We start from the raw sequence: 26,686 nt of genomic DNA on the forward strand, positions 1-26,686 counted from the left end.
CGCATTCACCTGGTGCGGGGGCGCCCTCGCATCGGGCGCGCCCTCCCGGACAACTGGATGGCAGCGGCCACGGGCACGCGTCCGGCGCGCGCTCCACTGGACAGGTCAACGCGGAACGCGGCAACCGCCTCCGCGCTGCTCATCTCCTGGGCGGTCGTTGCGGACCCGTCCGGCTCACTCACACCTTCACTGGGGGGAATCTTGTCTTCCACGCGCACCCAGCGCACCGGCCGCCTCGCGGCCTGCACCGCTCTCGCTCTGTCAGCGGGCATGCTCGCGGCCGGGACAGCCACCGGCCATCAGGCTCCGACCTCGCCGCACGCGGCGACGTCGTTCGTCGAGCCGCAGCCCGCCAAACCCTCGGGAACGCTGCGGAGCGGCACTGCCCACCGCTTGACCGGCGCGGCGGCCGCAGCTGCGGCCAAGCCGCGCTTCGACCTGGACGGTAACGGATACTCCGAACTTCTCCACCGCACGCCCAACGGCAAGTGGTGGCTGCGGGTGTTCAAGAGCGGCGTGGACGACGTCGAGTACAAGTTCCCCTACCGGGAGAACGAGTGGCTCAAGGACGTTGTCCCCCCGGGCGACCTCACCGGCGATGGGCATTCCGACCTGCTGACCCTGTCCTCGTCCGGCACCCTCAGCCTCTATCCCGACGCGACCACCACCTCTCCCGGCTACGCCGGCTGGTCGAGTGGTGGCTGGAACGCGTACAGCAAGCTCGTCGCCCCCGGCGATGTCACCGGTGACGGCAAGGCCGACCTGCTGGCCCGCACCCCGGGCGGAGACCTGTACCTCTACCCGGGCAACGGCGCCTCCTCCGGCGACCCGTTCGCCGGCAGGATCAAGGTGGGCGGCGGCTGGCAGGCGTACGACCAGCTGCTCGGCGCAAACGACGTCAACGGGGATGGCATCGCTGATGTCCTGGCCCGCACACCAGGTGGTGACCTGTACTTCTACGCCGGCAGCGGCAGCGCCTCGGCCCCGCTCAAGAGCCGGGTCCGCCTCGGCGGTGGCTGGAACACGTACAACCAGCTGTTCAGCATCGACGACGCCAACGGTGACGGGTACGCGGACCTCTTCGCCCGCGCCACGGACGGCACCGTCTACCTCTATTACGCGAACGGTAGAGGCAACTTCAACACCCGCGAGCGGTGGGGCACGGGCTGGAACGTCGTGTCCTCGTACGCGTCGGCGAGCGCCAATCCGACCGTCGGCAAGAGCGAGATCCTGGGCCGCGACAGCCAGGGCACGCTGTACTACTACTACGCGTTGAACAACGGCCAGTTGAGCAGCCGCAGCAAGGCGAGCGACACCGGAGGCTGGGCGGGAGCGGACATCCGGTATGCCTCCTCGCTGGACGCCAACGGCCAGCCGGAACTGCTGGAGATCGCTCAGAACTGGCTCTACAACGAGGGCACCGCGGTCAGCGGCGGCTGGGGCGGCTACAACCTGGTCCTCGGCCCCGGCGACCTCAACAGCGACGGCGAGGGCGACCTCCTGGCCCGCGACGGCTTGGGCACGCTGTGGCTCCAGCGTGGAAACGGGGCGGGCACCGGTTTCGCCTCCCGTTTGAAGGTGGGCGGTGGCTGGGGCGCGTACGACAAGGTCGTGGGCGCCGGTGACCTGACCGGGGACGGGCTCGCCGACATCGTCGCGCGCACCGGTGACGGCAAGCTGTACCTCTACCCGGGCACGGGCATCTCCACCTCGCCGTTCAAGTCCCGGGTGTACGTCGGCCCCGGCTGGCAGCAGTTCAAGAACATCGCCGCCCCCGGCGACCTCAACGGCGACGGCCGGGCGGACCTGCTCGCCACCAACTCGCGCGGTGAGTTGTTCCGCTACACCTCCAACGGTTACGGCGGTTTCCAGTCCCGCGTGAAGCTGGGCGACGGCTGGAACACCTACCGCGACCTCTACTGAGTCCGGGCTCGGAAGGCCGGCAGCGTACGCGCAAGTGTCCCGCATCCAGGCGACCCCAGGGTGCGGGGCGGTGGGGTACTGGAGCCACCAGCGAGGGGGGCGGCAGCTGTTTCGTCTTCACCGCGCTATTGGTGCCGCGCACCCCTGGTACCCGGGGCCGACGAGTTCTGGCAGGCACGTCGTTCACGGCGTGCTTCGAGCCCGAGCCGGTTCTCCTGGAACGAGGCCATCGTGGGCTGCGCCCGCACTTCCGCCCCGGCACTGTGCCGCGGTCCCCATGACCCGAGCCGGGGCGGCATCGCGCAGGAGACGACTATCGCCGACGGCGCCCCCAACTGTCGCGCGATCGTCCCGACAGCGCCGATCTTTCCAGAGAGGACATCAACCCGCTCCGGGCTTTGGCCCGGCGGTGCCTTGGGCTCACTGACGTGGGCGCGATGGTGGCTCGGGACCGCCTCGCCGCGTGGACCGGTCACTGGTCGTCGCCGTCCTTCGCCTTCAGACGGGGCCGGCGTGGCTGCTGCGGCGGAGTTTCCTCAGCCCGTTTCTGGGCGCGGATCCTGGCTCCGCGGACCGCTCCCTCGGGGCTCGGCCCGGTCCGCAGACGGCCTTGCACCAGCGGGAAGGGAAGGCCGTGGTTGTACCGCTGCTCCAGGCGCTCGGCCTCGGCCTCCAGGACCCGCCGTACCAGTTCGGAGACGTTGTGGTGGCCGTCGGGCTGTGTCTGGGTATGCCACTGAGCGGAGCGGACCCGGGCGACCAGGCTCGGCGGAATGGAGAACGAGGTCGACCTGACCGCCTCGGCCGGAGGCGCCACAGGGCCGGAGGACTGGACCGGTGCCATGTCACCCGCTCCCGGTGCCGTGCCGCCGGGCAGCGGGTGTGCGGCGGGTGCCGCGATGCCGTGGCTGTCCGGTGTGACGCCGGACGCCGGATTCGATGCCGTCGGTGGCGTGGCGGGGGCGGTGCCGAGGACGGCATCGACGGGGTCGGGCTCGATGCGCGGGCGGATACCTGCGGGCTCCCGTCGCGGGCGGCCGGTCCCGGGGCGCGTCATCCGGTCGTGATTCATCGCTCTTCCCCCGAGTGCAGAGCCAGAGTTCGGTCGTAGAAGGACTGATAGGCGTTGGCAACGGCGACAAGGGCGCTGTCGCCGTACTCTCTGCACGGGGTGTGATAGCTCTCGATCGCCTCGGGGACCTTCTCCCGCCGCGGCACCGGAGGAGAGAGAAGCAGCCTTCCGAAGCGCTTTCTCATTTCACCGACAATTCGGTCGGAATCCTCGCCGGGTTCGTACCCCGAGACAATGAAACCTGAAGTCATCAGCTCGGGGTTCCCCCTGTAGGAGATGCGCTGGGCGGTGTACCTCATCTCTTCGGCCCCCTGGGCCCCCCACAGCGTCGGGCGAGCCGTGATGAACAGGTGCTCGATGCCGAGAAGGCCCGCGGTGGAAAGCCTCCCCAGATGCCGGGGCAGATCGATGACGATGTCGTCGAACTGGTTGTCCATCTCACCGGACAACCGCGCCCGGCGTAGCACGGTCAGGCCCTCCGCCGTCATGTCCATCTCCCGGTTGGCCAGGAAGCGGTCCGCCGGCGCCACAGACACGTTCGGCCAGGAAGTCGCCACGAAAGCCTGCGCCAGCGGGACCGGATCGGTCGGTGCGAGCACGTCCTTGATCCCGACCGCGCGGCTCGCCGGCTCCAGGACGTCCGTCGCGTTGCCCTGGGGGTCCAGGTCGATGTAACCGACCCTGCGGGGCCGGCCCGCCCGCGTGCGACGCGTTGCCGCGTACGCAAGCTCCAGGGCTCCGACAGTGCAGCCGGCACCGCCCTTGCCCTTCCCCACTCCCACCCACATGCCCGCCGACTCGCTCTCTCCCCGCGTGTCTCTCCCCCCTGGAAGTTACACGTAACAAGAGTACGGCCCCCAATACCTGCTGTGCCTGCGTCAGTTGGGATCCGTCTTTTGGCTCCCTGGACGGGGGTGGACGGCCTATCGTGGGGCGCGCTCATATTCCGCTAGTCACACGTGACTTGATGGACCGCATGCCCGCGCACTGAGAGGCCCCCCCATGCGAACGATCTCTCGCCCACCGACGCCCTCCCCTTACCGCTGCCTCCGGCGGGCCGGCCGGCGAGCCGCCCTCGTGGCGCTCTCCACCGCAGCCGTGATCCTGTGCACCTCGTCCGCCGCCGTGGCCGCCGACCCCAAGGGCGGGGACGGCCCCGCGATATCCACGACCGGTCTCACCAGCTGGATCCAGAACAACGTGATCAACCTCGGGCTGCTGACCGTGGGCGCCGTCATCATCTTCCGCGGCAAGTCGAAGGACTGGTCCGGCGCCCTGGTCACCGGCGCGATCGCCATCTTCGGCCTGCTCTTCGTGAGCTTGGGCACCGGTACGGACGCGGGCGGCATCGGCGACTGGCTCCTGAGCCTTCTCGGCGTCACGAAGAAGGCCTGACCGCCATGCAGATGCACACGGACGACGAGGTGTACGCGGTCGACAACGTGTTCCTCGGGCCGCCCGGCACTCGCCTCCCCTGGCGGGCTCGATACCAGGCCTACGGCGTCGGCGCCTTCCTGACCGCGCTGCTGCTGGGCCTGGAAATCCAGCTCGGGGTCCTCGGGATCTGGCCCATCGCCTACGGAATGCTCGCCGTGATCTTCCTGACCCGGCAGATCTGCCGCCACATCACCTACGAGCACGGGGTGCTCGCCCTGCTGCGCACGCTGTGGAACGAAGTCCGGGCCCCACGGCAGCGCTCCGCACCGGCCGTCACCGCCGACATGTCGCTACCAGACATCCGCCGGCGCGAGCAGTACTGACCGCGCCCCCTCCAGCAGGCCCCCACTGCCCAACACCTCAGAGGCAACCCACCGTGACACCCACCACCAAAACCGGCGCGGGCGTCCCGCGCCGCGGCCGGCTCCGGCTCTTCACCAGCTCCGACGCCACCGCGAAACCCACTCGACCCGTCTCCGCCGGGCTGCAGCTGAGCGACATCATCGGCAACCTCACCATCACCCGCGGCGGCCAGGTCACCGCCTGGTACCTCGCCAGCCCCGTGCGCTGGAGCTTCCAGAGCATGGGCGACCGCAACTCCCTGATCCTCGCCCATGCGCAGCGCCTGGCCGAACTCGCCGGGCACCGCATCCACATCCGGGTGACCCACCGCCCCTACCCGGTCGCCCGCTGGGCCGCCGACCTGCACGCCGGCGTCATCGACCCGCTGCCCACCTGGGCTCAGTACCTCGCCGACGAGCAGCGGAAAGTCGCCCGCCTTCCCCTGGACGACAAGGTCGTGTACTACGGCGTGCGGGTCGGCCGGATCACCAGCGCCGGGCGGGCCGTGCAGAAGCTCGTGCGCGGCGCCGTCGACCGCCAGCTCAAGGCGCTCCAGCGGGACATCACCGACGTCGACCGCATCATGAGCGGACCCGGTATGAGCGCGGTCCCGACCACCGCCTCCGACATGGACTGGTTGATGACCCGGTCCCTGGGGCTGTGCCTGCCCGCCCCGCTCGACACCAGGCCCCAGCCCAACGACCGATGGCGCGCCGACGACCTGCACGAATGGACCAGCGGTACCGAGTGGACCTCACCCAGCCCCTACAGCGGCCACATCCTCGTCTCCGGCGATCGCCACGGACGGCGCGTGACGCGTCATGTCGCCGTCCTCACACTGGGCCGGATGGAATGGCCCGCCATCCCCGAGTCCGGACACGGGCCCTGGCTCCAGAGCCTGGACCAACTCCCTTTCGGTTACGAGGCATCAGCCACCGTCGACATCCGTGAAGCCACTGAGGCGGGCAACGAAATCCTCAGCCAGCTGGACGCCGTACGGCACCAGGTGCGCCACCACCGCGAACACGGCATCGAGGTGCCCATCAGCCTCGGACGGCAGGCCGCCACCGGCCGGGAGATCGAGGACGACATCCGCTCCGGCCCCACAGGACTGTCCGCGCGTACCAAGGGCTGGTATCGCATCGCCATCTCCGCCCCCACCGAGGAGGAATTGCGCGAGCGCATCACCCGGCTCTCCGAGCGGTACGGCACGCACTGCGCGGTCCAGCACCCCAGCGGCCAGTACGCGCTGGCCCGGGAGTTCATCCCCGGCGAGCCGCTGGCCAGTGACGCCTACGCCCGGCGTATGCCGGTGCGCACTCTCGGCGGAAGCCTGCCCGCCGTATCGGCCTCCGTCGGTGACCGGCGGGGTTTCAACCTGGGCTACACGAGCGGGACCGCCCGACGCCCAGTGATGTGGCACCCCTGGCACAGCCAGGAGGTCCGCGAGGCGTCGGGCCTGACCCCGATCCTGGGCACCCTGGGCTCCGGGAAGACGGTCCTGGGCGGCGCCACGGTCTACCACACCTCGCAGATGGGCGTGCCCTGGGTGGTGCTCGATCCCAGCGGGCCCGTCCGGCGCCTGTGCTCCCTGCCGGAACTGCGCCCCTACAGCAAGGCCATCGACCTCATGGCGTCCGAGCCGGGCACCCTCAACCCCTACCGGATCGTGCCCGACCCCGACCCGGGCCACTACACGGCCGAGCTCTACCGGTACGAGGACAACCCCCGTCAGGCCGCTGACCGGGCCTACCGGCAGGAAGCACAACGGGCCCGCGGCATCAGGCGCACGCTCGCCACCGACGTGCTCATGGGCATGCTGCCGCCCGCCGTCGCACGCACTGCCGAAACCGCCCTGGTCATGCACAAGGCGGCCGAACGAGCCGACACCTCCGTCCACGGCTCCCCGCGCTATGTCATCGAGCAGTTGCGGAAACTGGACGGCTCGCACTCCGAGCACGCCCAGGACATCGCCGACCTGCTGGAGTCCGCCGCCGACCTCCCCCAGGGGCAGCTGGTCTTCCCCTCCGTCGACGGCGACGACCAGTACACCACCCGGCACTGGCGGCTGGTCGTCCTCAACCTGCGCGGCCTGGCCCTGCCCTCCACCGACACCGCACGCGAGGACTGGTCCGTCGAGGAGCAGTACGCCATGCCGCTGCTGTATCTGGCGGCCTGGTACGCGCAACGGTCCATCTACGCAAGGGACCTGCACGACCGCAAGGGCTTATGGCTGGACGAGGGGCACGTTCTGGGGCGTGTCTCCAGCGGTCGCGAGCTGCTGCGCAAGTCGGGCCGCGACAGCCGCAAGCACAACGCGAGGTTCCTGCTGTCCACCCAGGACGGCCAGGACGTCATCGCGGCGGGCATCGAGAACTGGATCGACAGCCTGCTCGTGGGACGGACCACCGGCATCGAGGCGCAGCGCGCGGCCCTGCGCCTGCTCAACGTCGAACTCGGCGCGGGTTATGAGGAGATGCTGGCCGGCCTGTCCCCCCAGGCGCACGGCGACACCAAGCGCCGCGGTGACCGGGAGTTCGTCTTCTCCGACGGTGCGGGGGGGATCGAGCGCATCACTGTGCCTCTGCGACACCGGCCCGCTCTGCTCCAGGCGCTCGACTCCACCGCCGATCCCCATGCGGCCAGGGCCGCCGCAGGCCCGTGGAGCAGCGTCGGCGTCAGCGAGGAGGCCCGGACGTGACCTGCCTGCAACGAGCCCGGCTGCGGGCCGCCGGGCGGATCGCCCCGGTCCTTGGCGCGCTCTGCATGCTTCTGGCCCCCGCCACCGCCACCGGCGCCCACGCGGCCGTGCCGCAGACGGTCCACGCCCCCGTCGCCCCGACCCCGGCGCCGGCACCCAGCCCGTCGGCTCCGGTCAACCCCTGCGGCCAGCTCAAAGGGCCGGCCCGGGAATACTGCGACTCGGGCAACGGGACGGAAACACCGGACGGCCGCGACGGGGGGAGCTTCCTGGACCAGTTCACCGGCGATTGCAAAGCCCCACCGGTGCCGGAGATCCCCGGCGACGGCTTCCTCGGCTGGATCGATCCCGGCCCCGAGAAGACACCGCCTGCCCGGGACCCCAAGGCCGCTGACGCGGACGCGTGGCTCTTCGAACAGTACGGTTACGCCGGACTGCACTGGAACACCTACGACCTGGGGTGCGGAGGCGCGCTGCGCGACCCCTCCAGCACCTCCAACAACTGGTTCGCCAACCTGGCCTTCAGCTGGTCGAAGGGGTGGACGGCCTTCACCGTGGTGCTGCGCCAGCAGGCCACCGGCCGCACCTTCCTCGACAGCCTCAACCCGACGGTCGAAGCCGCGACCCGCGCCGTCCGCGACGCGCTCTACACCCCCTGGGTGGGTACGTCCCTGGTCGTCCTGGGCGCGGTCCTCCTCTTCCAGGCGCGCCGCCGCAATATGAGTGCGGCGGCGAGCCAGGCCGTCTGGGCGGTGCTCGTGATGACCCTGGCGACCGGCGTCGCGAGCTACCCCGTACAGGCGTCCGCTTTTGCCGACGACACGATGAACACCGTGGTCGCGCAGATTGATCAGGCCTTCGCCAACGTCCACCCGGACACCGACCGCTCCGTCCCGGCCGCCCGGGCGAACCCCGCGGCCTATCCGCACGGTGACCACCGCCAAGCCCCGCCGGCCGACCCCGGCACACCACCCCGGGCGGACAGCGCCACCGCCCACGGCAACATGCTGGTGCACTCCACGCTCTACCAGTACTGGCTCCGCGGAACCCTCGGCTCGGCCGATTCTCCCGTGGCCCGCAAGTACGGCGTGCAGCTCTTCGACGCGCAGGCCCTTACCTGGAGCGAAGCGCGCTCCTCGGAGCGGAACAAGGTCATCACGGAGAAGATGAAGCGGTTCAAGGAGATCGCCTCGTCGATCCGTGACGAGGATCCCGGCGCCTACGACCACCTCAGGGGCCGGGCCGACGGACGGCTGGGCAGCGCTTTCCTGTCGCTGTTCTCATGCTTCGCCACGAACCTCTTCTCCATGGTCAGCGACCTGTTGATCATCGCGGGCAAACTGACCATCCGGTTCATCGTGGTGCTGCTTCCCGCCCTGGCGGTCATCGGACTGCACCGGCGCATGGACGGCGTCATCAAGACCGCGCTGCACTCCGCCGCCGCGTGCTGCGTCAACGTGCCGCTCTTCGCCGCGGCCGGCGCCATCGACGTGCTGTGTGTCCAGACGCTGACTACGGGCACGACCGCTCTTCCCACCTGGCTCTCCATCGTCCTGCTCGTGCTCATCACCTGGGTTCTGTGGCGGATGACCCGGCCGCTTCGGCGGCTGTCCGCCATGATGAAGCCCAGTCGCAACTTCATGGAGGACGCGGGAACAGCCGTCTCCAGGAAAACGGCCAAGACGGCAGCCAAGTACTGGATCGCCAGTCGGCGGTACTTGCGCGAGTCTCACGGCGGCACCAGCGGCCGCGACGGCGACCCGGTCGACGACGGCGATGAACCGGCCTTCCACGAGCCGCAGCCGGCCCCGGGCTTCGGTTCCTGGTGGGACGACCGCGGGGAAAGCGCCTCGGGAGCCCCCGGGGGGCCGGGCGGCCCCGGGCCGGGCCCGGGCAGCCGAAGCCGGAGTGCGGCCCCGGCCACGCAGGCGGGCACCGACGGGGCGTTCGAACCCTACGGCGACTACGAGTCGGACGGCGCCCTCGATCCCTATCAGGCGCCGACCGGGCACGAGCGCTTCTTCGTCGTCTCCGATGCCCCCAGCGGTGCGAGTGGCATGCCCCCCTCTCTGGACGGCGTCTGGGATACCGAAGGGTGGGAGGTCGACGACGACACGGTCTCCATCGGCACGGCCCTCGCCGGTGGCCGAGCTGCCGACCCCCCGGCGGGCAGCGGCTCGGCCGCCGCGTCGCTGCCCAACGGGCCCCGCCCCTCTGGCCCGGCCCCCCTGCCCAGGGGCTCCTCGGCGAACGGTGCCGACGGCGGCGGGACGATTCCCGCACCTCGCGTGCGCCCGTCTCTGCCCTCCGGCGCGCATCCGATGGACCCGCCGCACCCGGTCAGGCCGGCCGAGGACGCTCCTGGCAGCGGCCAGTCGTACCAGGAACGCCGGTCCGTCCCGCAGGCCGTCACCCCTTGGGTGCACCCGGACAGCGACGGCGTCTACGTCATCTTCGATCCGGCCGACGGCGGCCTCACCGTACGCGACGACAACGGCCGGGACGAGGAGGGCCCGCAGTGATCCCCACGGACCTCTGGCGGTGGCCGCTCCGGTCGCCGCGCCACCTCCTGGTCACTGTGGCCATCGTCACCGCGCTCCTGACCGGACTGTGTCTGGCCGTCTCATCCGGGCGAGGGCGGCCACACGCCGGACCCGCGTCCGGGGCCGCCCGCCCCAGCGCTTCCGCCTCGCACCGGGCACCGCCAGCCTCCCCGACGCGGGATCTGTCACAGGCCCTCGACACGGCCCGACGTTTCGTGACGGCCTGGGCCCACCACCCGGCCGACTGGCGGGAGTGGTACGGCAGCACGGCGCGGTACGCGACCGATCAGTACGCCCAACTGCTCGCCACCGTCGACCCGCGCACCATCAGCGCCACCCGGGTGCTGGGACGGCTGCGGCTCACCGACACCGGTACGGCCCACACCGAGGTCGCCGTCCGCACCGACGCCGGAATGGTCTCCGTGGTCCTGGTCCCCGCCACCGGGAACAGCGGTGGCTGGCAGGTCCAGGACCTGCGGCCCGGCGCGCAGGCGGTGGACTGACGTGGCGCTCCCCACCGTTCTCGCATCCACCCCGACAGGCCGCCGTGCGGCTCTTCTCCTGGGTGTGCTGGTCGCCGGAGTCCTTCTTGTGCCGCTCGCCCTGGTGGGCAGTCTGTCGGCCGCCGCCAGGGGCGCGGCCATGGCCGACATCAGCTGCGCCACGGGGCTGGGAGGCTCGGCCCTCACCGCTGCCGACAGCCATCCCGCCTTCGGCCTCAGCGCGGAGCAGACCGGCAACGCGAAGACGATCATCGCGACCGGCGACGCCATCGGTGTGCCGGTCCGCGGCCAGGTCGTCGCCATCGCCACCGCCCTCCAGGAGTCGGGCCTGCGCAACCTTTCCTACGGCGACCGGGACTCCTTGGGCCTGTTCCAGCAGCGGCCGTCCCAGGGCTGGGGCACCGTGGCACAGATCATGGATCCGGTGTACTCGGCCCGGAAGTTCTACGAACACCTGCTGAAGGTCCGGGGCTGGCAGTCGATGCCCGTCACCGTCGCGGCCCAGGCCGTGCAGCGCAGCGGATTTCCCACCGCCTACGCCCGGCACGAGTCCACCGCCGTCAATGTCGTCGCGAGCCTGCGCCGAGGAGGCGTCCAGCAGATCGATTTCCGCGGGTGCACCCCGGTCGGCCTGCCCCCCGCCACCCAGGCCTCCGGGTACGTCGCCGTGGCGCTCCAGCAGGTCGGCAAGCCGTACGAGTGGGGAGCGACAGGACCCCACTCCTTCGACTGCTCCGGGCTGATCGTCTACGCCTGGCGCCGGACCGGATACGACCTCAGTGTCCGCACCAGCCAGGAGATGTACAACGTGTCCGTCCCGGTGCGGGCCGGGCAGGAGCGGACCGGTGACTTGATCTTCAGCGGCTTCGGGCGGCAGGGAACGGCCGGCCCCGGCCACGTGCTCATCGTCGTACGTCCGGGTGTCGCCGTGGAAGCACCGCGCACCGGGCTCGATGTCCGGGTGCGCGCCTACGACCCCGCTCGCGAAAACCTGCGGTTCGGCCGCCTGCCGCGCTCCCAGATGCGGCCGACGACCGCCCAGGTCTGACCGCCTACGGGAGGGGGCCGCTGTGAACGCGCTCCCCGTCCGCGGCGATTGTCAGCCGCGTATGTGCTCCGGGGCCGTTACGCACCTGAAGCCGGTGTCGTCGTCCATCATCGTGGCGTCAGCGTCGTTGTACGACGACGGCGCGCATCGCCGGAAGTGTGCGGTCCATGCCGAGCCCTTGAGCTCGTACCGACCGCGCACGGCCGTACTCGCGCACCACTCCCAGGTGTTGCCGCACAGGTCGTAGACACCGTACGGGCTGACGCCGCTGTGGTAACGGCTGACCGGGGTGGTGGTGGCGATGTGGGACTCCCGGACGTTCAGCTTCGCCGCGGTGGCCTGGTCACCCCAGGGGTAGACGCTGCCGCTGGTTCCCCGGGCCGCCTTTTCCCACTGCGTCGCCGTCGGCAGACGCTTGTGGCACCATCGCGCGTAAGCACGGGCGTCGTGCCAGGTCACCCAGACCACGGGGTGGTCGTAGAGGCTGACCGGACAGCGGCCCCTGTTCCAGTGGCGCGGGGCCCGGTGGCCGGTGGCCGCGACGAAGCGCGCGTAGTCGGCGTTGGTGGTCGGGAAGACGTCGATGTAAAACATGTCCTCCCACAATGGCTTGTTCTCCGTGCCGCGGAGAAAAATGCCTTCGCTGACGGCAGTCATCAGCTTCCCGTCCAGGGGATGCCGCACATGGTCGGCTGGGGAGAGCAGGACGGGGTCCGATGCGTTGACCGGCAAGGGACCGGGTGGCGCCGCGGCACCGGAGAGTTCGGCGAGCAGCGTGACGAAGCGGGCTTGTGCGTCTGCGGGGCTGGACGCCAGAACGGTGTCGAGGGACGCCTGGTTGATGCCCCTGGGCACGATCTGGCGTCCTTTGCCCTCCCAGACCACCACCATGCGGTCGGACACGCCCAGCAGCCCCGCGAAATCCACCTGAGACAGGCGCTTGGCGGCTCTGAGGGCTTTGACCTCCAGCCCGGTCCAGCGGGTCACGACAGGCATGGTCATCCTTCTCTAGATCGGTTCACCGGGAATGGCGTGGTAGGTGTGACGCAGAGCCTCGAGCACGGCGTGGTCCGACGCGAACTCCTCTTTGTCGACCAGGGAGAGGGGGCGGACACCGAACGACGTGTTCGGCGTCGATGAAGGCGGCGTTCCAGGTTCCGCCCTCGGAGATGGTGCCATCCGTCGGATGCACGAAGAGGGCGTCGTCGAAGCCGGCCCTTTGGGCTCGGCGCCTTGCCCGTAGTTGGCTGAACAAACCGACGTGCTTGACCTCAGGGGTGTCCCGGGCGAACGGGACCGACCTCACTCGGAGCGGCGGCAGCTCGGCCGACGCGGCCGCTCGGTGTGTCACGAGAATATGAGGCTCGGCGTCACCGCCGATGCGGCCGAGGTCGAGTGCTGGGTCGTAGACGGTGACTCGCACGACGAACGAGCCGCCCCGGTCCCCGACGGCCTGGCGCATGAGCTGGTGGACGCGGGCGGGGTCGAGGTCGGCATCGAAGACGGCGCGGCAGTCGCGCACGAGCCGATCGAGGTGGAGAGAGCCCGCGGACCCGGTGGTCGTCGACCCGCATCGAGGTGAAGTGACCGTAGTTCGTCAGGGCGAGGGCTTGCAGGTCGGCGGGGGAGGCGGGCGCGCCGTTCAGTTCAGCCATGGCCCACACTCTGCCAGTCGCCATGAAGGCGTCGATCCTTCAGCTGTGGAACCCGGCCAGCTGATTTCGGTTCTGTTTCGGTGCTGGCACAGGTCAAGTGCGTTGCGCTGTGCGTCGCACCGGGTCAGCCTTGGGTCACGATCGCACGTCCCTTCGGACAACCCACGGGGCTCGTACGAACGCCCGGGCTCCGACAGGGGCCAGCGCCGCACATCGGCACGTGGCCCGGCTGTTCCTCGGTGCGATCGTCCTCGACCACCGCAGTGAACGCCGGGTGAAGTGACGGCCGTTCAGTTTGGAGCCCCACCATGGCAAGGCCGCCGCACCTTTGCGCCGACGACTATTCCGCCCAGGACCTCAAGCATGCCAGGGCGCTGGTCGAGGCCGCGCTGGGGGAGTGGGGCAGGCTGATCCGCGCGGTTGCCCCCGACGGCCGCTGGCAGCCCGACGCCGTCGATCTGGTCGACCAACTCGGCGAGGTGGACGCGCTCCTGGACGCGATGTACCGATCGATCGGCACCTTGCGCACGGGCATCCGGCAGCTGGACAGCCAGGCCATCGCGCGAGTCCTGGACCGTGCCCGCTCCGGCCCCCCGGCGTCGCTACTTTAGAGTTGCGGGGCCGACTGGTACCAAAGCAGCCCAGATCAGTGAGCGCAGGTGCCAAGGAGGAGAGCGGGCTGCGCACCGCACCCGGGTCGGAGGGCAGCTGCCGCAATGACCACGGCCGTCAGAGTTCGTCGACTCGCCGGAGCACTTCCCGCAGCGCCCGCATCGCCCGCTCAGGGTCCGGCGCCAGGCGGAGAAGGTCCGCCAGCTGATTGCCGAGCCACACCAGACGCCAGCGCTCGTCCGCTGTGGCATGCCACAGCGCGTGCGCCCTCTGCGCAGCAGCCCAGTACTCGTCACTGGCGCATTCGGCCCAGCCGCGTGCCACTTCCACATACAGCTCGCACGCCGCTCCTGGTTTGCCGTACACGTACGTGAGGTGGGCCCGCAGCTCCCGCGCCCGCCAGACGTACGGATGACCGGCACCGTGCTCTGCCATCACCCTTAGCTCCAAGCGAGCGGCGAGCAGCATGGCGATGTGCTCCTGGTCGCCGTCGGCGGCTGCGACAACGGCCTCGACCGCGGCGCGGTAAGCCGGGGGCACGGCGTGCGCGTCAGGGTCCGTGAGCGCCTGGTGCTCCTGCTCGGCATCCAATATGCCGTCCGGTCCGACCATGAAGTGCCAGACCGAACCATCGGGTTCTGTAGCCTGGACTCGCACGGGGCGACGGCGATCGGTGGCGATCCGTCTGACTGCGGCCAGGGCCGCCGCACGGGCGTTGTCGCCGGCCAACTCGACACCGTCGAGCCACCCTCGGCCGTCGGCCGCCAACGCGATAGTGACCACGGCCATCATCGCCTCCTCGTCGTCGCGAAGCCCGGACGGGCCCTGTCCTGTGCACGATCCCAGCCGGGCTACGTAGTGCCCCGGGCCCGGCCCCTGACGCGGATCCCGCTGCCCCTGCCCACGATGAGGCGCTGCTCACGCAGCCTCCGTAGAGCCGCTGTGACGGTGCTGCGCGACACGTCGAACTCCGCCGCCAGGTCCGCGCTGTCCAGGGCCCCGTCGGGTGGGAAGCCCGGGGCGGCGATCCGGGACTTGATGGCCGCCTCCACGCTGGCGACCAGCGTCATGTCCGCGCCGCAGGACCAGCGTGCCGGCTCGCGCCCGGCGGCGGGCAGCGGTCGGGCTCCGAGCGCCGGCCGGACGTCGAGCAGACGCTCGCCCTTGAGGAGCTTCACCGCACCCGCCACGATGCGCTCCGGCTCCTGGTAGCGGTCGCACAGGTCGCGGCGGACGCGGTTGTGCTCCGGGGGCCAAGCGCCGGTGTGGATGTCCTGGCGCATACGTGCGGCGAGCGCGGCGATCCGTAGGGCTTGGCCCGGCGGCGCCCCCGTGGTGCCGCCGGCCCGGTCCGGCCCGTGCGCGCCTCCGGCATGCGCGATGTGCCGCCGGATCACCGTTCCCCCGCAACCCGCGTCATGCACGCGTCCGCCGCCTTGTGCAGCAGTACCGCGCTGAGCGGCAGGTCGGCCGCCCGGCTGCTCAGTTCTTCGAAAGTGCGCTGGTGCTCTTGGCCGTGGGGCCCGTTGAGGTAGGTGGCGGAGCCGGAGGTCGTCTGGACCCATACCGTGGAGCGGTGGGGGCAGGGCATGGTCAGCCCGAGGAGGTCGCTGCCCTCGGCCTGTACGCCGTGGCCGGCTCCGACGGGGGTGATGCGGATGTCGGCCAGTCTGTCGCGGGCCACCTTGCACAGGTACGCGAGCTGGTCGGCCAGGGGGTGCAGGTTGCCCGGCTCGCTGCCGAACGGACGGGTGAGCACGGAGGCGTGCAGAATGACGTCGATGTGCTCCCAGGAGTGCGGACCGGTGACGACCGGCCGGGGCCGGCGCTCCGGGTCCGTCAGCCCCAGCGGAGTGCCGGAGCGCATCTGCTCCAGGTTCTGCGCGTACGTACTGCTGCGTACGGCCGTCGGGACCGTGTAGTCGCTGAACGCCCGGACGCGGACCGCGGCGAGTTCGAGGGCCGCGAGCCGGTCCTCCCATGCGGGACCGGTGTCCAGTAAGGCGTGCCGGGTGCGCGGGTCGGAGGCTTCTTTGGCCCACTGGGCCAGTACCCGCTGGGTCTCCGGGGGCAGGCGGTACAAGCGCATCAGGCGTTGCAGGCCCCACGGCGGGGGAGCTGCCCGGCCGCTCTCCCAGTCGGCGAGGGCGTCGGCGCTGACGCGGGCGGCGGCCGCGATGTGGCCCCGGCTCACTCCCCACAGGTCGCGCATCCGCGTCAGGTTGGCGCCCAGGACGAGCAGGCGGACGGGAGGATCGTTGGATGTCGGGGTCATCGGGCCGGTCGCCCGGTTCGGACACCACTCATGACGGTTCCTTGTTCGTGGTCGGAGGTTCGTGGTCGGAGCTTCGGGATCGGAGGTTCGTGATCCGAGGGACAGGGGCCCGGGTGGTCGGGCCGCCTCGGCTACGCCTGGGAGAACCACCTGTCCTGCTCGACGTTGGTCACCATGCGCTGCTGGTGGTTCACTTCGGCCCCGGCGAGGTGGACCAGGCCGTCCACGACCTCCTCCCCGAAGGCCTTCTCGGCGAGCGTGCTGTGCTGAAGGAGCAGGAGCGCTTCCTCCAGGCCGGCGGGCAGCGCCGGCTCGTCGCGGGCCGCGTGGGCGTCGCCGGTCCAGCGCGGCGGCGGGACCAGGGCGCAGTCCAGGCCGTGGACGATCCCGGCGATCACCGCGGACAGCGCCAGGTAGGGGTTGGCGTCCGCGCCGGGAACCCGGATCTCGGTGCGCAGGCTCGGGCCGTGGCCGACGACCCGTACCGCGCACGTGCGGTTGTCGACGCCCCAGGTCATACGGGTCGGAGCGAAGGAGCCCGGCACATACCGCTTGTAGGAGTTGGTGTTCGGCGCGTACAGCACGGCCAGCTCGGGCAGTGCGTCCAGCAGCCCGGCGATCGCCTGCTCACCGGTCTGCGAGAGAACGCCCCCTTCGCCCTTGGCGAAGACCGGGTTACCGGTGCGCGTCAGTGAGACGTGCAGGTGCAGGCCGCTGCCCACGCCGGTCTGCGGGGCGGCCATGAACGTCGCCTCCGCCCCGCAGCCGCGGGCGAGGGTCTGGGCCGCGTTCTTGAACACGACGTGCTGGTCGCAGGCTTCGAGCGCGTCCCCGTAGGGAAAGGTCACCTCGAACTGCCCGGCGGCGGCCTCGCTCTTGACCGCCTCCACCGGCATCCCCGCACCCTCCAAGGCGTGTTGCAGCCGGTGCAGATAGCGGGCGACGGCCGGATGCTGGTGCAGGCCGTAGTCGCCGCCCGGCGGGGTGAGCGGCGGGAGTTCCTGCCCGCCGACCGCCCGGGCAGGGGAGTACGTGCCCCGGTACACCACGAACTCGATCTCCAGCCCCGCGTGCGCGTGCAGCCCGTGGGCGGCCAGGCGGCCCAGTTGGTGGCGCAGGATCTCCCGTGGGTTGAGCGCGGCCGGCCTGCCGTGGTCGCCGAGGGCGTCGGCCAGGACCAGCGCGGCTTTCGGCCGCCAGGGCACCACCCGCAGGGTCGCCAGGTCGGGCACCACACGGAAGTCGGGGAACCCGCCTTCCATGGAGGCGAGCCGCGACTCGGCCGGCGCCGGGTTCATGTCGACGGAGCTGGACAGGAGGTAGGCACACATCTCCGTGCCGTGCGGCGCCACCTGGCGCAGGAAGTGCCGTGCGCCGAAGCGCTTGCCGGCCAGCCGCCCGTGCGGATCGACCACCGCGCACAGCACCGTGTCGACGCGCCCCTCCTCGACCGCCTTCTCCAGGGCCTGCAACGGCGGCGCTTGGCCACGCGGCCTGCGCGGAACGGCCCTGCTCGTACCAGCGGGGGAGGCGGCGGGGCCGCCCGGATGCTCGGCGCCCTCGCGGGACCACACCGGGGGCATCACACGACCTCGCCCTGGATCTTGGCAAGGTCGCCGCTCGCCGCCACCGGCGGCAGCTCGTAGTCATGGGCCGCCACCCGCCACCACACAGCGGCCAGCGTGAGCGCGACGACCAGGGCGAGGGGGGCGTAGTTGAAGGTGTCCACGGTGACCGGGTGGCTCTGGGGCAGGCAGAAGACGACCGTCACGAACGCCACCCACACCACCGCGACCATCCCGACGGGTCTGCCCCAGCGGCCCAGGTTCCAGGGCCCGGGCTCGAAGGACCGTCCCTTGCGTACGCGCAGGTAGACGGGGATGGCGTAGGCGGGGGTGATGCCGATGACGTTGATGGCGACGACCGCGCCGTAGGCGGTGGGGCTGTAGAGGTAGGGCAGGGCCAGTACGGCGGCGACGGCGACCGACAGCCAGACGGCGGCGCGGGGGGTGCCCGTGCGGGAGTGGACGCGGCGCCACCGTGCGCTGCCGGGGAGGGCGTTGTCCCGGCTGAACGCGAAGATCATCCGGGAGCAGGCGGCGGTCTCGGCGTTGCCGCAGAACAGCTGGGCCACGATCACCACCAGGAGCAGCGCCTTGGCCCAGCCCACCCCCAGGGCGTCGAGGAAGATCTGCGCCGGGGGCACACCCAGCGCGGAGCCCTGCACCGCGGCGTAGTCATGGATCGCGAACGTCAGGCCGCACAGCAGGACGAAGCCGGCCGCCCAGGACCAGGTGATGGCGCTCATGATGCCGCGCGGAGCGGCCTGGGCGGCGTTGACGGTCTCCTCCGACAGATGCGCGGAGGCGTCGTAGCCGGAGAAGGTGTACTGCGCCAGCAGCAGCCCGAGCAGCACCACATAGCCGTTCGACGACCAGCCGGTGGTGTTCACGAACTCGGTGAAGGCGTAGTGCGGGGAGCGGTGGTGGGTGGGCGCGAGGGTGAGTGCGCCCACGATGAGGGCGACGCCCGCGAGGTGCCACCACACGCTGACCGAGTTGAGTACGGATATGAGCCGCACCCCGAACAGGTTGAGCACCGCGTGCAGGGCGAGGATCGCCAGGTAGATGGCCATGATCTTGCCGGGGGTGGGGGTGAAGCCGCTCTGGAGGTTGAGGAAGGCGCCGGTGAACAGGGCCGCGCCGAAGTCGATCCCGGCGATGCCGCCGAGCAGGCCGAGCAGGTTGAGCCAGCCGGTGTACCAGCCCCACCGCTTGCCGCCGAGCCGGTCCGCCATGAAGTACAGGCCGCCGCTGGTGGGGTAGGCGCTGGTCACCTCGGCCAGCGCGGCCCCGACGAAGCAGACCATCAGGCCGACGGCCAGCCAGCCCCACAGCATGACCGCGGGCCCGCCGGCTCCCATGCCGAAGCCGTACATCGTCATGCAGCCGGACAGGACGCTGATCACCGAGAAGCTGATCGCCGCGTTGCCGAACCGCCCCATGCGCCGGGTCAGCCGAGGAGTGTAACCGAGTTCGCGCAGGCGGTCGTCGTCGACCGGTTGCCCGGGTCTGGCCGCCGGCGGGGGCATCGAGCGCAACACAACCTCCAGGGAAGAGGGAGAAGGAGAGGGGCCGTGGGCAGGTGCGGCGCGGTCAGGGCGGGGACGGTCCGGGCGGGCGGCCGCCCTGGGCGCGGGCGACGCGGTCGGAGTGGAGGCAGATGCCGCGTGCCCGCAGGAACTCGTGGGCGGCCAGGGCGTCGTGGGACGGGTCGGCGGTGCCGTACGCCCAGGGGACGCGGGTGAAGTGGCGGTCCAGGACGCGGAAGACGTCCCCGGCCCGCGCGTACTCACGGGCCGAGAACAGGGCGTGGGCGAGGTGGTTGAGGTCGGTGACGGACACGTGCGGATCCGCGCGCAGATCCGCGCTGTCATAGGCGATGAGGACGTCGCGGCGCACGGGATCGCGCGCCCACTGGTGGCGCAGGAGCGGATGCCGGCCGCCGTGGTGGCGCAGGGCGTCCACGGCCGCGTACAGCGGCAGCATCAACAGGGCGGAGTCCACCCCCGGGCGCGCCCACGACGTCACCCACCGGGCGAATTCGAAGGGCGCGGCCCCGGTGCCGGGGCGGGTGACGCAGCGCAGCATCCGGTGCACCGCCTCCCGGTTGTAGGGGTGGCGCTGCCAGACGGCCGACCACAGCCCCCAGGGGCCCGGCGGCAGCATCGGCTCACTCGTCCTCTGCCGGTACTCGGGCCGGCGCAGGCCGAGGTCCGTCACCCCGAGCGCCAGCAGGGCGATCAGCGGCACCGGGTCCGCCGGGGCACGCTCGCAGGCGTGCAGGCAGCCGGCATGCGCCGCCTCGATGAGCGGGGCGGTGTTCGCTCGCCCGTGGCGGTGGGCTTCCAACGCCCGCTGCACCAGCACGCGGGCGTGCATGACGTGCGCGTCCACGCACTCGGGCTCCTCGCGCAGCCAGGACGCCACGACGTCCCGGCCGGCGCGCGCCGCGGCCGCGGCCAGGACCTGGGTACGCGAGGTGCGCAGCACCCAGTCCTGGCCGGTCGTGCGCAGCAGATCGCGTATCCCGGCCCACCTGGCCGCCTCCATCTCCTGGAGCGCGGTGCGCAGCGGGGTGTCGAACCCGGCCGGGTGGTAGACGGGCACCACGGCCTCCTCGCCGACCCCCCTCCCGCGTGCCCTCACCGCCCTGCCCCAGGAGGCTCCGCGGGCTCCCGATGAGCACCCGCACGCGCCCTCGCGCGCCGTGCGCCTTCGCCTGACGGTGAGGGGGCGGCGGGCAGCTGCTTCGTCGGTGACCACCCGTACGTGGTGTACGCGGCGGTCGTCGCGGCCATGCGTGACCCGATCGGTATCGGCGCGGACGCCGCCGACGGTGTCCCGCCGGTGGTGGCAGTGGTCACCGCTCCTCCCCCGGAGTGAGGTGGCCGACGTGATGCATGAGCGCCCACCCGGTCCGTTCGACCTCGCGCACCATCCGGGCGCTGAGAACGTCTTCCCTCGCCTTCCCGGCACCAGGGAGGCGGATCACGAAGTTGGGCATGGGAATGCCTCCGATAGGGGTCGGCACAGCAGATGGTTTCCTGCTCGCCGACGACGGCAGGAACGGTTGCTCGCGAGGGCTCCCGGCGGTGCGGTGGTCGGGTGGGCACGCTCCGCGGGTGGCGAAGAGGAGCCTGGCAAGAGGCCGGTCGCCAGATCCAGCCCCAAACCGCCCTCGGAACCGCGCCGAGGAAGGCCGCCGTTCCCCCTTCTTTCCTCGGACTCTCCTCGGCTACGGCCCGCCATTGCCAACTGCCGCTGGCGCAGGGAAGGTTGACAGTCTGAAGCCCTACCGTCGGATCTACGGAGAAACCGGGAGAGAGGGGCATGATGCCCACTTTGTTCCGATACCTGCTCGATGAAGCCGGACTGCGGGACTACAACGACTTCCTCCCGCACTTCCGGCTGGCAGCCCGTGAGCTCGACGAGGCGGGGCTGCGGAACCTGGAGCCGGCACTGAAGACCTTCGAGAGCTGGTACTACGGGAAACGCCAGCCCCAGAAGGACGCCCGCCGCGTACTGCGCCGAATGTTCAACCTCAGCATCGACGAGTTGTGGAGCGACGTTCCCGCCGGGAGCACGCCGCCTCCGCCGACGCGGCTCCGTACGTCCACAACTGACGAACCCGTCGACCGCGGCGCGGTTCTGGCACAGATGAAAAGGACAGCAGACATGGCCGCACGACGCGCAGCGGAATTCGCCATGGGAACGGAGCGGGGCCAACTCGGGCTGGAAACCCTTGGGTTGCTCACCGACGAGGTGGGGACGATCGTGGAGCGGTACCAGAAGGTACCTCTGACGGAGGTCTGGGAGGACATCGCACGGGTTCAGGACGAGGTGTTCGGACACATCGAGGGGGGCCGCGCCAGGCCGAGCCAGCTGCGCGAGTTGCATGTGCTCGCGACCATTCTGTCGCTGCACATGGCCAAGGGCTGCCACGACATGGGGGACCCGAAGCTCGCCATGATGCAGGCGCGTACCGCCGGCGTTTGTGCGCAGCACGCCGAGCACGCCGGCCTGGTCGCCCTCAGCTTCGGTGTGAAGTCCCTCGTCGCGTACTGGGCGAACAAGGGGGGACAGGCCTTCCGCTATGCCCGGCAAGGAACGGAGGAATGCCCCGACCTGCGCGGCTCGGCTGCGATATGGCTCAGGAGCCTGGAGGCCCGCGCCGCGGCGCTCCTCGGGGACGAGGAGTCGGCTCGCGAGGCGATCCAGCACGCCGAGTCGCTCCGCGAGCGGGTTCAGCCGGACGATCTGGACGCGCTGGGTGGGATCCTGACCTTCTCGGAGGCCAAGCAGCTCTACTACACCGTCGAAGCGCAGACCCTGCTCGGTCTGGGCAGCCCCGATCTGGCCGCGAACGCCGAGAACGCGGTACGCGGATTCAGCGACCCCGGCGCCCGCGACTGGGCCTTCGGCGACCAAGCCGGCGCGCAGTGCAACCTCGCGCTCGCCCGGCTCCACGGCGGCGACCTGGACGGGGCCGCCGAAGCGATCCGTCCCGTCCTCGACCTCGCTACGCCCCTGCGCAACCACGGCATCGTGGCGTCCGTCACGCGGGTCGCCGGTGCGCTGGGGCAGAGCGCTGCCCGGACAGGGCAGGTCGCGGGGCAGCTGCGCCAAGAAATCGAGGCGTACGAACCCAACCGGCTGGCCCTGCCCCGCCCTTGACGCGGCCCGCGCTGGGTAGAGTCGCCCGACATGCATCCGATCAGCCGCCGCGCCACCCGTCTGGAGCTTCGGGAGCTCGCGCTCGACGACGTCGACGCCGTCCACGCGATCTACGGAAGCGCCACGGCGACCGAGCACCTGTCGTTCGAGCCGCGCACGCGGGACGAGGTCCACGCGATCACGAGACGCTCCCTCGCGTCGGCCGTGGCGTGTCCGCGTGAGGAGTACGCGCTCGCCGTCGTCCGCCGCGACGGCGGCGAGCTGATCGGCTTCGGCCGGCTGGCCCTGGACCCGCACCAGCCCCGGGCGGCCACCGTCGGCTTCGCCCTGCGCCCCGACACCTGGGGCGCAGGGTATGGAAGCGAGTCCCTGCGCCTCCTGCTGAACGTGGGTTTCGGCCCCTTGCGTCTGCACCGGATCTGGGGCGCCCGGTCGCCTTTGAACGAGGCCTCGGCGCGGACCATGGCACGGGTCGGCATGGTCGAGGAGGGCCGGATCAGGGAGCACGTCCACAAGGGAGGCGTATGGCGCGACTCCATCGTGCACTCCGTCCTCGACCACGAGTGGACCCGCCTCGCGGGCCGGGGGCGCTAGACCGCGGCGCGCCGCAGTCCGCCCCTCCGCTGCCGCCTTCCGTACGCCGCGCGGGGAATCGGCCGCGGCCCTGTGGCCGCCATCCCGGCTGCGTGCGGCCATGACCATCCTCCTTGAGTCGGTGCGTGTACGGGGTGCCGGTACGTGTACGGGGGCGCCGTCTGTCCGGCGTGCTCCGCTGAGGAGGATCCTGCGTCGGCGGAACCGGCCCGGCAGCGCATACCGGCGACCGCAGCACCTGGCCCCGAAATGCCCGCGGCCGCCGAGCCGGCCGGGCGTTCGGAAGGAAATCTATGCGTGTCGACCACGGCCCGCCATTGCCCGCGTGCACAAATCGCACGGCCTCGGCTGACTGTTGTGCACCTCTGGCGCCGGACGGCTCGTGCGTGTGCTCAGCCGTGGGGCGGGGGGCTTTCGGAATTGCACAAGGCACCCGCGGCGGTACGCGCAGTCCTCTCCCCGCGAGACCGCGGGCTTCCGGGCAGCCGCGGAGCACTGAAGCCCGCACCGCCCACGGATCTACCCGCCGCCGGTGGAGGAGGGGCGCTGAGGGCTCGAGCCGCCCGGAGTGACGGCCGACCAGAAGTCGTCGTGGATGTCGTCGCGCGGAGGGAAGGGGACGTCGCGCTGAGGGGTGTTGGGGGTGGTGGTGGGGTTCGTGACTCCGTTGGTCTTCGCAAGGCACGGCGTTCCGATGGTGAAGCCGAACTGGCCGGTGGCGCCCACCTCCACCGAAACCTGGAACCTGTCCGGCGTCGCGGCGTCCATGGCCGGCATGTCCTTGTCCGAGTTCACGTTGATGATCTTGAAGCCCCGGGACTTCCAGTCGCGCTCGATGACGCCGAGCAGGTTGCCCCGCCGTTCGGCGGACACCTTTGTCAGGATGACGATGCGGCGGGTGACCGTTCCGGTGCCCGTCCCCTCGCCCTTCCCGTCGGCGCAGATCCTGTCGATCGACGGGCCGTGGTTCCAGCGCAACGCTGGGGTGATGCCACTCAGGGTCTGTTGCAGGATGGCATCGGCCCGGTCCGCGCCCTGCTGCATGTCCATGGTCGGCTTCTTCCTTTCGTCGGACCTGTCGCTGTGGGGTAGTGGGCCGCAGCCCGCGACGGCGGCGAGCAGCAGCAGTGCGGATACGGGGCGGAAGGCGATCCTCATCGTGGGTCCTCATGGTCGATCTTGTCGCCCTTACCCGCCACGATCCGGGCGATGTTCCGCGCCGAGATGCGGTCTGCGTCGGGGTCGAAGTAGTGGGAGTGGGCGCTCACATCGGGGGAGGGGAGCTTCGGGTCCTTGTCCCAGTCCACGATGGACGAGATGAGCTGGCCCCCGTCGAGGAGGGGTGGGCCGTCGCCGGTGGCGAAGCGTCGGGCGCCGAATGTGTGGCTCGCCGGGTCGGTGCCGAAGTAGAGCTGGTCGGGCCCGCCCGTGGCCCTTTCGAACGTGCGGCCAAGATATCCGCCCAGGGCCGGTCCTCCGAGGAGGGTGCCTGTCACCGTGCCGTTCACCTCTGCCTTGCTGGGCAGCTGGGTCACGATGTCGTTCTTGGCGGCGCCGACATAGACATGGTCCCGTCCGACGCCGAGGGCGTCGGCGGTCCTGGCCTCGGTGCCGGGGCTGCCCACGAGGATGATGTCGTCGGCGCCGGGGATGCCGCCGTCCCGCTGTGCGGCGAGGCCGACGGTGAGGGAGCCGTAGGAGTGGCCGACAGCGGTGACGTGCGGGTCGCCGGTCTCGTGCGTGGCGGAGATACCCGCCATGAACTCGTTGTACGAGGTCGCACCGGCGTTGGCGTCATGGTCGTCGGCGACGGCGAAGTTCTCCGTGAGCTTGTCGACCAGGAGGAACTTCTCGGGGGCGAACTGCGGGGCGTCGTAGCCGAGCCAGGCGATCGATGCGGTGGGGTTGTCGGGGTCGACGAGCCGGGCCCCGACCGCCGTGTCATGTGCCCGCTTCAGATCGTTGCCGGCGAACGACGTGTCGAGCTTGGTGCCGAACCCGGGAACGTACGCCGAGACGTTCTTCGCCGTGTCGGGATTGCCGTACGAGACGATCGCGCGGCCATTGCCCTCATCGCCGATGCCGAGGAGATACATCGGAGGTTCACTGCCCGCGCCGAGCTGCTGGTCGATGGAGCGCATCCCGTCGAGCTTGGCCCGCGCCTCCTTGTCGTCCACCCCCGCCAGTTTCCCGATGAGCATCTGCAGGTTCTCCCGGTTGGCCTCGTCCCGTACCACCGCCGGAATTCCGTCCAGGTTCCCGATGATGTCCGGGCAGGCCGCGAGGTACTCGTCGCGCTGGGACGGGGACAGGTGCGTCCACCAGTCGTGGCGTTCGGCGGGGGAGGCGCCGGTGGGGATGGTCTTCTTCAGGCGGTCGCCGGAGACTTTGCGTACGGCCGCCAGATCGGCGGCGGCGTCCTTCCAGGTCGCGTCGGTGACGTCCAGGCCGGGTTCGGCCTTCAGCCGGGTCAGCGCGGTGCTGAAGTGTTCGTCGGCCTCGCGGGCGGCCGTGAGCACGCGCCGGATGCGGTCGGCGATGTCCTGGGCCTTGGCCCGGTTGGGGTTGGGGTCCACCAGACCGGGGTGGAGCGTGCTCAGGGTGGGCGGGCGGGACATGACGGGGGTGTCGGCCGAGACACTGCCCCCAGGGTTCGGCCGGTCGGGAATCGCGCTCTGGCCGCCGGCCGGGTAGCTGACCGAGCCGTCCGCCGCGACCGTGAAGCCGAGGCTCGCCGCGTCGTCGAGGGCGTCCTTCAACTGGCCCTGGAAGCCGATGAGTTCGTACACGAGCGAGCTCAGAGTCGTACGGACGAGACCGCATTCCGTACGGATGTAGTCGTAGTTGCGGTCCAGGCGTCGCAGGCGGCCGATGGCGGCCGGAGCCGCCACGCCCTTCTGCGTGGCCTCCAGGCCCCGGATCATCTCGCCGCTGATACGGTCCCGGGCCGCGTCGGCCTGCGTGCTGACGGCGGCCCAGCCGTCGGCGGCGTCCAGGAGCTCGGCGCACTTGAGGTCGTGCAGCTGCTGCCAGGTGAGCATCCCGGTCACCGGCCCTGGGTGGCGGACGGAGTGGAATGCGGAGTGGAGTGCGGCGTGGAGTACTGGGCGAGCGCCGACCTCACACCCGCGTCCACCTCACCCTGCGCCCACGCCGTCTCGCGCAGCGCGGGCTCCAGCGAGCCGCACTCGGTGTGCACGGCCGTCAGCCGCTCTTCCCACGACGTGAGTACGGAGGTGAGCGCGGCCATGCTGGCGAGCCCGGCCGTGCCCGCCGCGGCACCGGTGTGGGCGCTGGTCAGGGTTGCCTTCACCTTCGCGGTGTCGGTGCCGAGCGAGTGGACCGTGCCGGTCGCGTCCGACCACGGTTTGGCGCTGTGCTTCAGCTCGCCGGCGGCGGGCCCGGAGCCGCCCGCCGTCCCGGCGGAGGCGAGCGACATCGCCCCCATCCGCCCCGGCCGCCCCGCCTGCTCCAGCAACCGCTGCCAGCTGTCCGCGTACACGTACTCCCCTATGGTCCCGTGCGACCCTCTTCCGTCGCCCCGAAACGACGTTATGAGGGCGGGTGGGGGCATCCGCAAGCGCGGACGGGGGGTTGGCGGAAAAAGGCGGCCCCGTGCATAACACGCAGGTCAGAGGGTGCGCAAGAGTGATCCGGCTCAGGCGTGGGCGTACACACCGTCAACTTCCGGTGTGCGGCGTCTGAGTGTTCGCTGGTGGGACGCGTTGTCATCGTCGAGGCCCCC

General features: G+C 71.0%; 23 protein-coding genes. 10 read left to right on the plus strand and 13 right to left on the minus strand.

The features are described from left to right. The first annotated feature begins 201 nt into the window (after nucleotides 1-201). Nucleotides 202-1,923, plus strand: a complete 1,722-nt coding sequence (locus ABD236_RS26715; RefSeq protein ID WP_344077746.1) for an FG-GAP-like repeat-containing protein — start codon at nucleotides 202-204, stop codon at nucleotides 1,921-1,923. Nucleotides 1,924-2,395: 472 nt separating this feature from the next. On the opposite strand, the gene ABD236_RS26720 is transcribed toward ABD236_RS26715, so the two are convergent. Beyond that, entirely contained in the window at nucleotides 2,396-2,995 is a 600-nt protein-coding gene (locus ABD236_RS26720) for a ParB family protein (RefSeq protein WP_344077748.1), read from the minus strand. Then, a complete protein-coding gene (locus tag ABD236_RS26725; protein ID WP_344077750.1) occupies nucleotides 2,992-3,771 on the minus strand; it encodes a ParA family protein in 780 nt (259 codons plus the stop codon). The genes ABD236_RS26720 and ABD236_RS26725 overlap by 4 nt, the downstream gene beginning before the upstream one ends. A 301-nt stretch (nucleotides 3,772-4,072) precedes the next feature. Here ABD236_RS26725 and ABD236_RS26730 point away from each other — a divergent pair, with 301 nt between their 5' ends. The 6 genes from ABD236_RS26730 to ABD236_RS26755 all read left to right on the plus strand — a co-directional run bounded on the left by ABD236_RS26730 (nucleotide 4,073) and on the right by ABD236_RS26755 (nucleotide 11,569). Then, on the plus strand, nucleotides 4,073-4,390 hold the full coding sequence (locus ABD236_RS26730) for a hypothetical protein (RefSeq protein ID WP_344077752.1): 318 nt from the start codon (nucleotides 4,073-4,075) through the stop codon (nucleotides 4,388-4,390). A gap of 5 nt (nucleotides 4,391-4,395) precedes the next feature. Further along, nucleotides 4,396-4,755, plus strand: a complete 360-nt coding sequence (locus ABD236_RS26735) for a hypothetical protein (protein ID WP_344077754.1) — start codon at nucleotides 4,396-4,398, stop codon at nucleotides 4,753-4,755. Between the two features lie 53 nt (nucleotides 4,756-4,808). Next, nucleotides 4,809-7,475: an ATP-binding protein gene (locus ABD236_RS26740; RefSeq protein WP_344077756.1), complete on the plus strand. Its 2,667-nt coding sequence runs from the start codon at nucleotides 4,809-4,811 to the stop codon at nucleotides 7,473-7,475. Then, nucleotides 7,472-9,997 (plus strand): hypothetical protein, encoded by a 2,526-nt coding sequence (locus ABD236_RS26745; protein ID WP_344077758.1) that lies wholly within the window; start codon nucleotides 7,472-7,474, stop codon nucleotides 9,995-9,997. Before ABD236_RS26740 ends, ABD236_RS26745 begins: the two co-directional genes overlap by 4 nt. A gap of 236 nt (nucleotides 9,998-10,233) precedes the next feature. Continuing rightward, nucleotides 10,234-10,521: a hypothetical protein gene (locus ABD236_RS26750; RefSeq protein WP_344077760.1), complete on the plus strand. Its 288-nt coding sequence runs from the start codon at nucleotides 10,234-10,236 to the stop codon at nucleotides 10,519-10,521. A 64-nt stretch (nucleotides 10,522-10,585) separates the two neighbouring features. Then, nucleotides 10,586-11,569 (plus strand): C40 family peptidase, encoded by a 984-nt coding sequence (locus tag ABD236_RS26755; RefSeq protein ID WP_344077762.1) that lies wholly within the window; start codon nucleotides 10,586-10,588, stop codon nucleotides 11,567-11,569. A 51-nt stretch (nucleotides 11,570-11,620) separates the two neighbouring features. Here ABD236_RS26755 and ABD236_RS26760 read toward each other — a convergent pair whose 3' ends face one another. Continuing rightward, nucleotides 11,621-12,565 (minus strand): SUMF1/EgtB/PvdO family nonheme iron enzyme, encoded by a 945-nt coding sequence (locus ABD236_RS26760; RefSeq protein WP_344077764.1) that lies wholly within the window; start codon nucleotides 12,563-12,565, stop codon nucleotides 11,621-11,623. Between the two features lie 22 nt (nucleotides 12,566-12,587). Further along, the gene (locus ABD236_RS26765) at nucleotides 12,588-13,091 is read right to left on the minus strand and encodes an aminotransferase class IV (protein WP_425543962.1); all 504 of its coding nucleotides are present in this window, start codon (nucleotides 13,089-13,091) and stop codon (nucleotides 12,588-12,590) included. A 441-nt stretch (nucleotides 13,092-13,532) separates the two neighbouring features. Between ABD236_RS26765 and ABD236_RS26770 the strand changes: the two genes are divergently transcribed. Beyond that, nucleotides 13,533-13,835 (plus strand): hypothetical protein, encoded by a 303-nt coding sequence (locus tag ABD236_RS26770; protein ID WP_344077766.1) that lies wholly within the window; start codon nucleotides 13,533-13,535, stop codon nucleotides 13,833-13,835. A gap of 118 nt (nucleotides 13,836-13,953) precedes the next feature. Here the strand turns inward: ABD236_RS26770 and ABD236_RS26775 are convergent, their stop codons facing one another. From ABD236_RS26775 to ABD236_RS26800, 6 genes are all read right to left on the minus strand, one after another. Continuing rightward, nucleotides 13,954-14,628 carry a hypothetical protein gene (locus tag ABD236_RS26775; protein WP_344077768.1) on the minus strand — a complete coding sequence of 225 codons (675 nt, stop codon included), beginning with the start codon at nucleotides 14,626-14,628 and terminating at the stop codon, nucleotides 13,954-13,956. 59 nt (nucleotides 14,629-14,687) lie between these two features. Further along, nucleotides 14,688-15,260: a GntR family transcriptional regulator gene (locus ABD236_RS26780; protein ID WP_344077770.1), complete on the minus strand. Its 573-nt coding sequence runs from the start codon at nucleotides 15,258-15,260 to the stop codon at nucleotides 14,688-14,690. Then, nucleotides 15,230-16,111, minus strand: coding sequence for a Scr1 family TA system antitoxin-like transcriptional regulator (locus ABD236_RS26785; protein ID WP_344077772.1), 882 nt, complete (start codon nucleotides 16,109-16,111; stop codon nucleotides 15,230-15,232). The genes ABD236_RS26780 and ABD236_RS26785 overlap by 31 nt, the downstream gene beginning before the upstream one ends. Nucleotides 16,112-16,242: 131 nt before the next feature. After that, nucleotides 16,243-17,694, minus strand: a complete 1,452-nt coding sequence (locus ABD236_RS26790) for a glutamine synthetase family protein (RefSeq protein ID WP_344077774.1) — start codon at nucleotides 17,692-17,694, stop codon at nucleotides 16,243-16,245. Then, on the minus strand, nucleotides 17,694-19,202 hold the full coding sequence (locus ABD236_RS26795; RefSeq protein ID WP_344077998.1) for an amino acid permease: 1,509 nt from the start codon (nucleotides 19,200-19,202) through the stop codon (nucleotides 17,694-17,696). The genes ABD236_RS26790 and ABD236_RS26795 overlap by 1 nt, the downstream gene beginning before the upstream one ends. A 64-nt stretch (nucleotides 19,203-19,266) precedes the next feature. Beyond that, nucleotides 19,267-20,280: a hypothetical protein gene (locus ABD236_RS26800; RefSeq protein ID WP_344077776.1), complete on the minus strand. Its 1,014-nt coding sequence runs from the start codon at nucleotides 20,278-20,280 to the stop codon at nucleotides 19,267-19,269. 723 nt (nucleotides 20,281-21,003) lie between these two features. Between ABD236_RS26800 and ABD236_RS26805 the strand changes: the two genes are divergently transcribed. After that, nucleotides 21,004-22,347, plus strand: a complete 1,344-nt coding sequence (locus tag ABD236_RS26805; protein WP_344077778.1) for an NsdA family TPR-like regulatory protein — start codon at nucleotides 21,004-21,006, stop codon at nucleotides 22,345-22,347. 30 nt (nucleotides 22,348-22,377) lie between these two features. Then, entirely contained in the window at nucleotides 22,378-22,941 is a 564-nt protein-coding gene (locus ABD236_RS26810) for a GNAT family N-acetyltransferase (protein ID WP_344077781.1), read from the plus strand. Nucleotides 22,942-23,460: 519 nt separating this feature from the next. On the opposite strand, the gene ABD236_RS26815 is transcribed toward ABD236_RS26810, so the two are convergent. The 3 genes from ABD236_RS26815 to ABD236_RS26825 all read right to left on the minus strand — a co-directional run bounded on the left by ABD236_RS26815 (nucleotide 23,461) and on the right by ABD236_RS26825 (nucleotide 26,443). Next, nucleotides 23,461-23,991, minus strand: coding sequence for a hypothetical protein (locus ABD236_RS26815; RefSeq protein ID WP_344077783.1), 531 nt, complete (start codon nucleotides 23,989-23,991; stop codon nucleotides 23,461-23,463). A 104-nt stretch (nucleotides 23,992-24,095) separates the two neighbouring features. Then, entirely contained in the window at nucleotides 24,096-25,982 is a 1,887-nt protein-coding gene (locus ABD236_RS26820; protein WP_344078000.1) for an alpha/beta hydrolase, read from the minus strand. Nucleotides 25,983-25,987: 5 nt separating this feature from the next. Continuing rightward, nucleotides 25,988-26,443, minus strand: a complete 456-nt coding sequence (locus ABD236_RS26825; RefSeq protein ID WP_344077785.1) for a hypothetical protein — start codon at nucleotides 26,441-26,443, stop codon at nucleotides 25,988-25,990. Nucleotides 26,444-26,686 lie beyond the last annotated feature (243 nt).

It is taken from the genome of Streptomyces crystallinus (assembly GCF_039521265.1).
Taxonomy (GTDB): Bacteria; Actinomycetota; Actinomycetes; order Streptomycetales; family Streptomycetaceae; genus Streptomyces; species Streptomyces crystallinus.

What these genes read in the sequence shown, in the direction of transcription:
- ABD236_RS26720 (WP_344077748.1), bottom strand. Translation starts at nt 2,995, where the DNA reads ATGAATCACGACCGGATGACGCGCCCCGGGACCGGCCGCCCGCGACGG.
- ABD236_RS26735 (WP_344077754.1), top strand. Translation starts at nt 4,396, where the DNA reads ATGCAGATGCACACGGACGACGAGGTGTACGCGGTCGACAACGTGTTC.
- ABD236_RS26760 (WP_344077764.1), bottom strand. Translation starts at nt 12,565, where the DNA reads ATGCCTGTCGTGACCCGCTGGACCGGGCTGGAGGTCAAAGCCCTCAGA.
- ABD236_RS26770 (WP_344077766.1), top strand. Translation starts at nt 13,533, where the DNA reads ATGGCAAGGCCGCCGCACCTTTGCGCCGACGACTATTCCGCCCAGGAC.
- ABD236_RS26775 (WP_344077768.1), bottom strand. Translation starts at nt 14,628, where the DNA reads ATGATGGCCGTGGTCACTATCGCGTTGGCGGCCGACGGCCGAGGGTGG.
- ABD236_RS26785 (WP_344077772.1), bottom strand. Translation starts at nt 16,111, where the DNA reads ATGACCCCGACATCCAACGATCCTCCCGTCCGCCTGCTCGTCCTGGGC.
- ABD236_RS26790 (WP_344077774.1), bottom strand. Translation starts at nt 17,694, where the DNA reads ATGCCCCCGGTGTGGTCCCGCGAGGGCGCCGAGCATCCGGGCGGCCCC.
- ABD236_RS26795 (WP_344077998.1), bottom strand. Translation starts at nt 19,202, where the DNA reads ATGCCCCCGCCGGCGGCCAGACCCGGGCAACCGGTCGACGACGACCGC.
- ABD236_RS26805 (WP_344077778.1), top strand. Translation starts at nt 21,004, where the DNA reads ATGATGCCCACTTTGTTCCGATACCTGCTCGATGAAGCCGGACTGCGG.
- ABD236_RS26810 (WP_344077781.1), top strand. Translation starts at nt 22,378, where the DNA reads ATGCATCCGATCAGCCGCCGCGCCACCCGTCTGGAGCTTCGGGAGCTC.
- ABD236_RS26815 (WP_344077783.1), bottom strand. Translation starts at nt 23,991, where the DNA reads ATGGACATGCAGCAGGGCGCGGACCGGGCCGATGCCATCCTGCAACAG.
- ABD236_RS26820 (WP_344078000.1), bottom strand. Translation starts at nt 25,982, where the DNA reads ATGCTCACCTGGCAGCAGCTGCACGACCTCAAGTGCGCCGAGCTCCTG.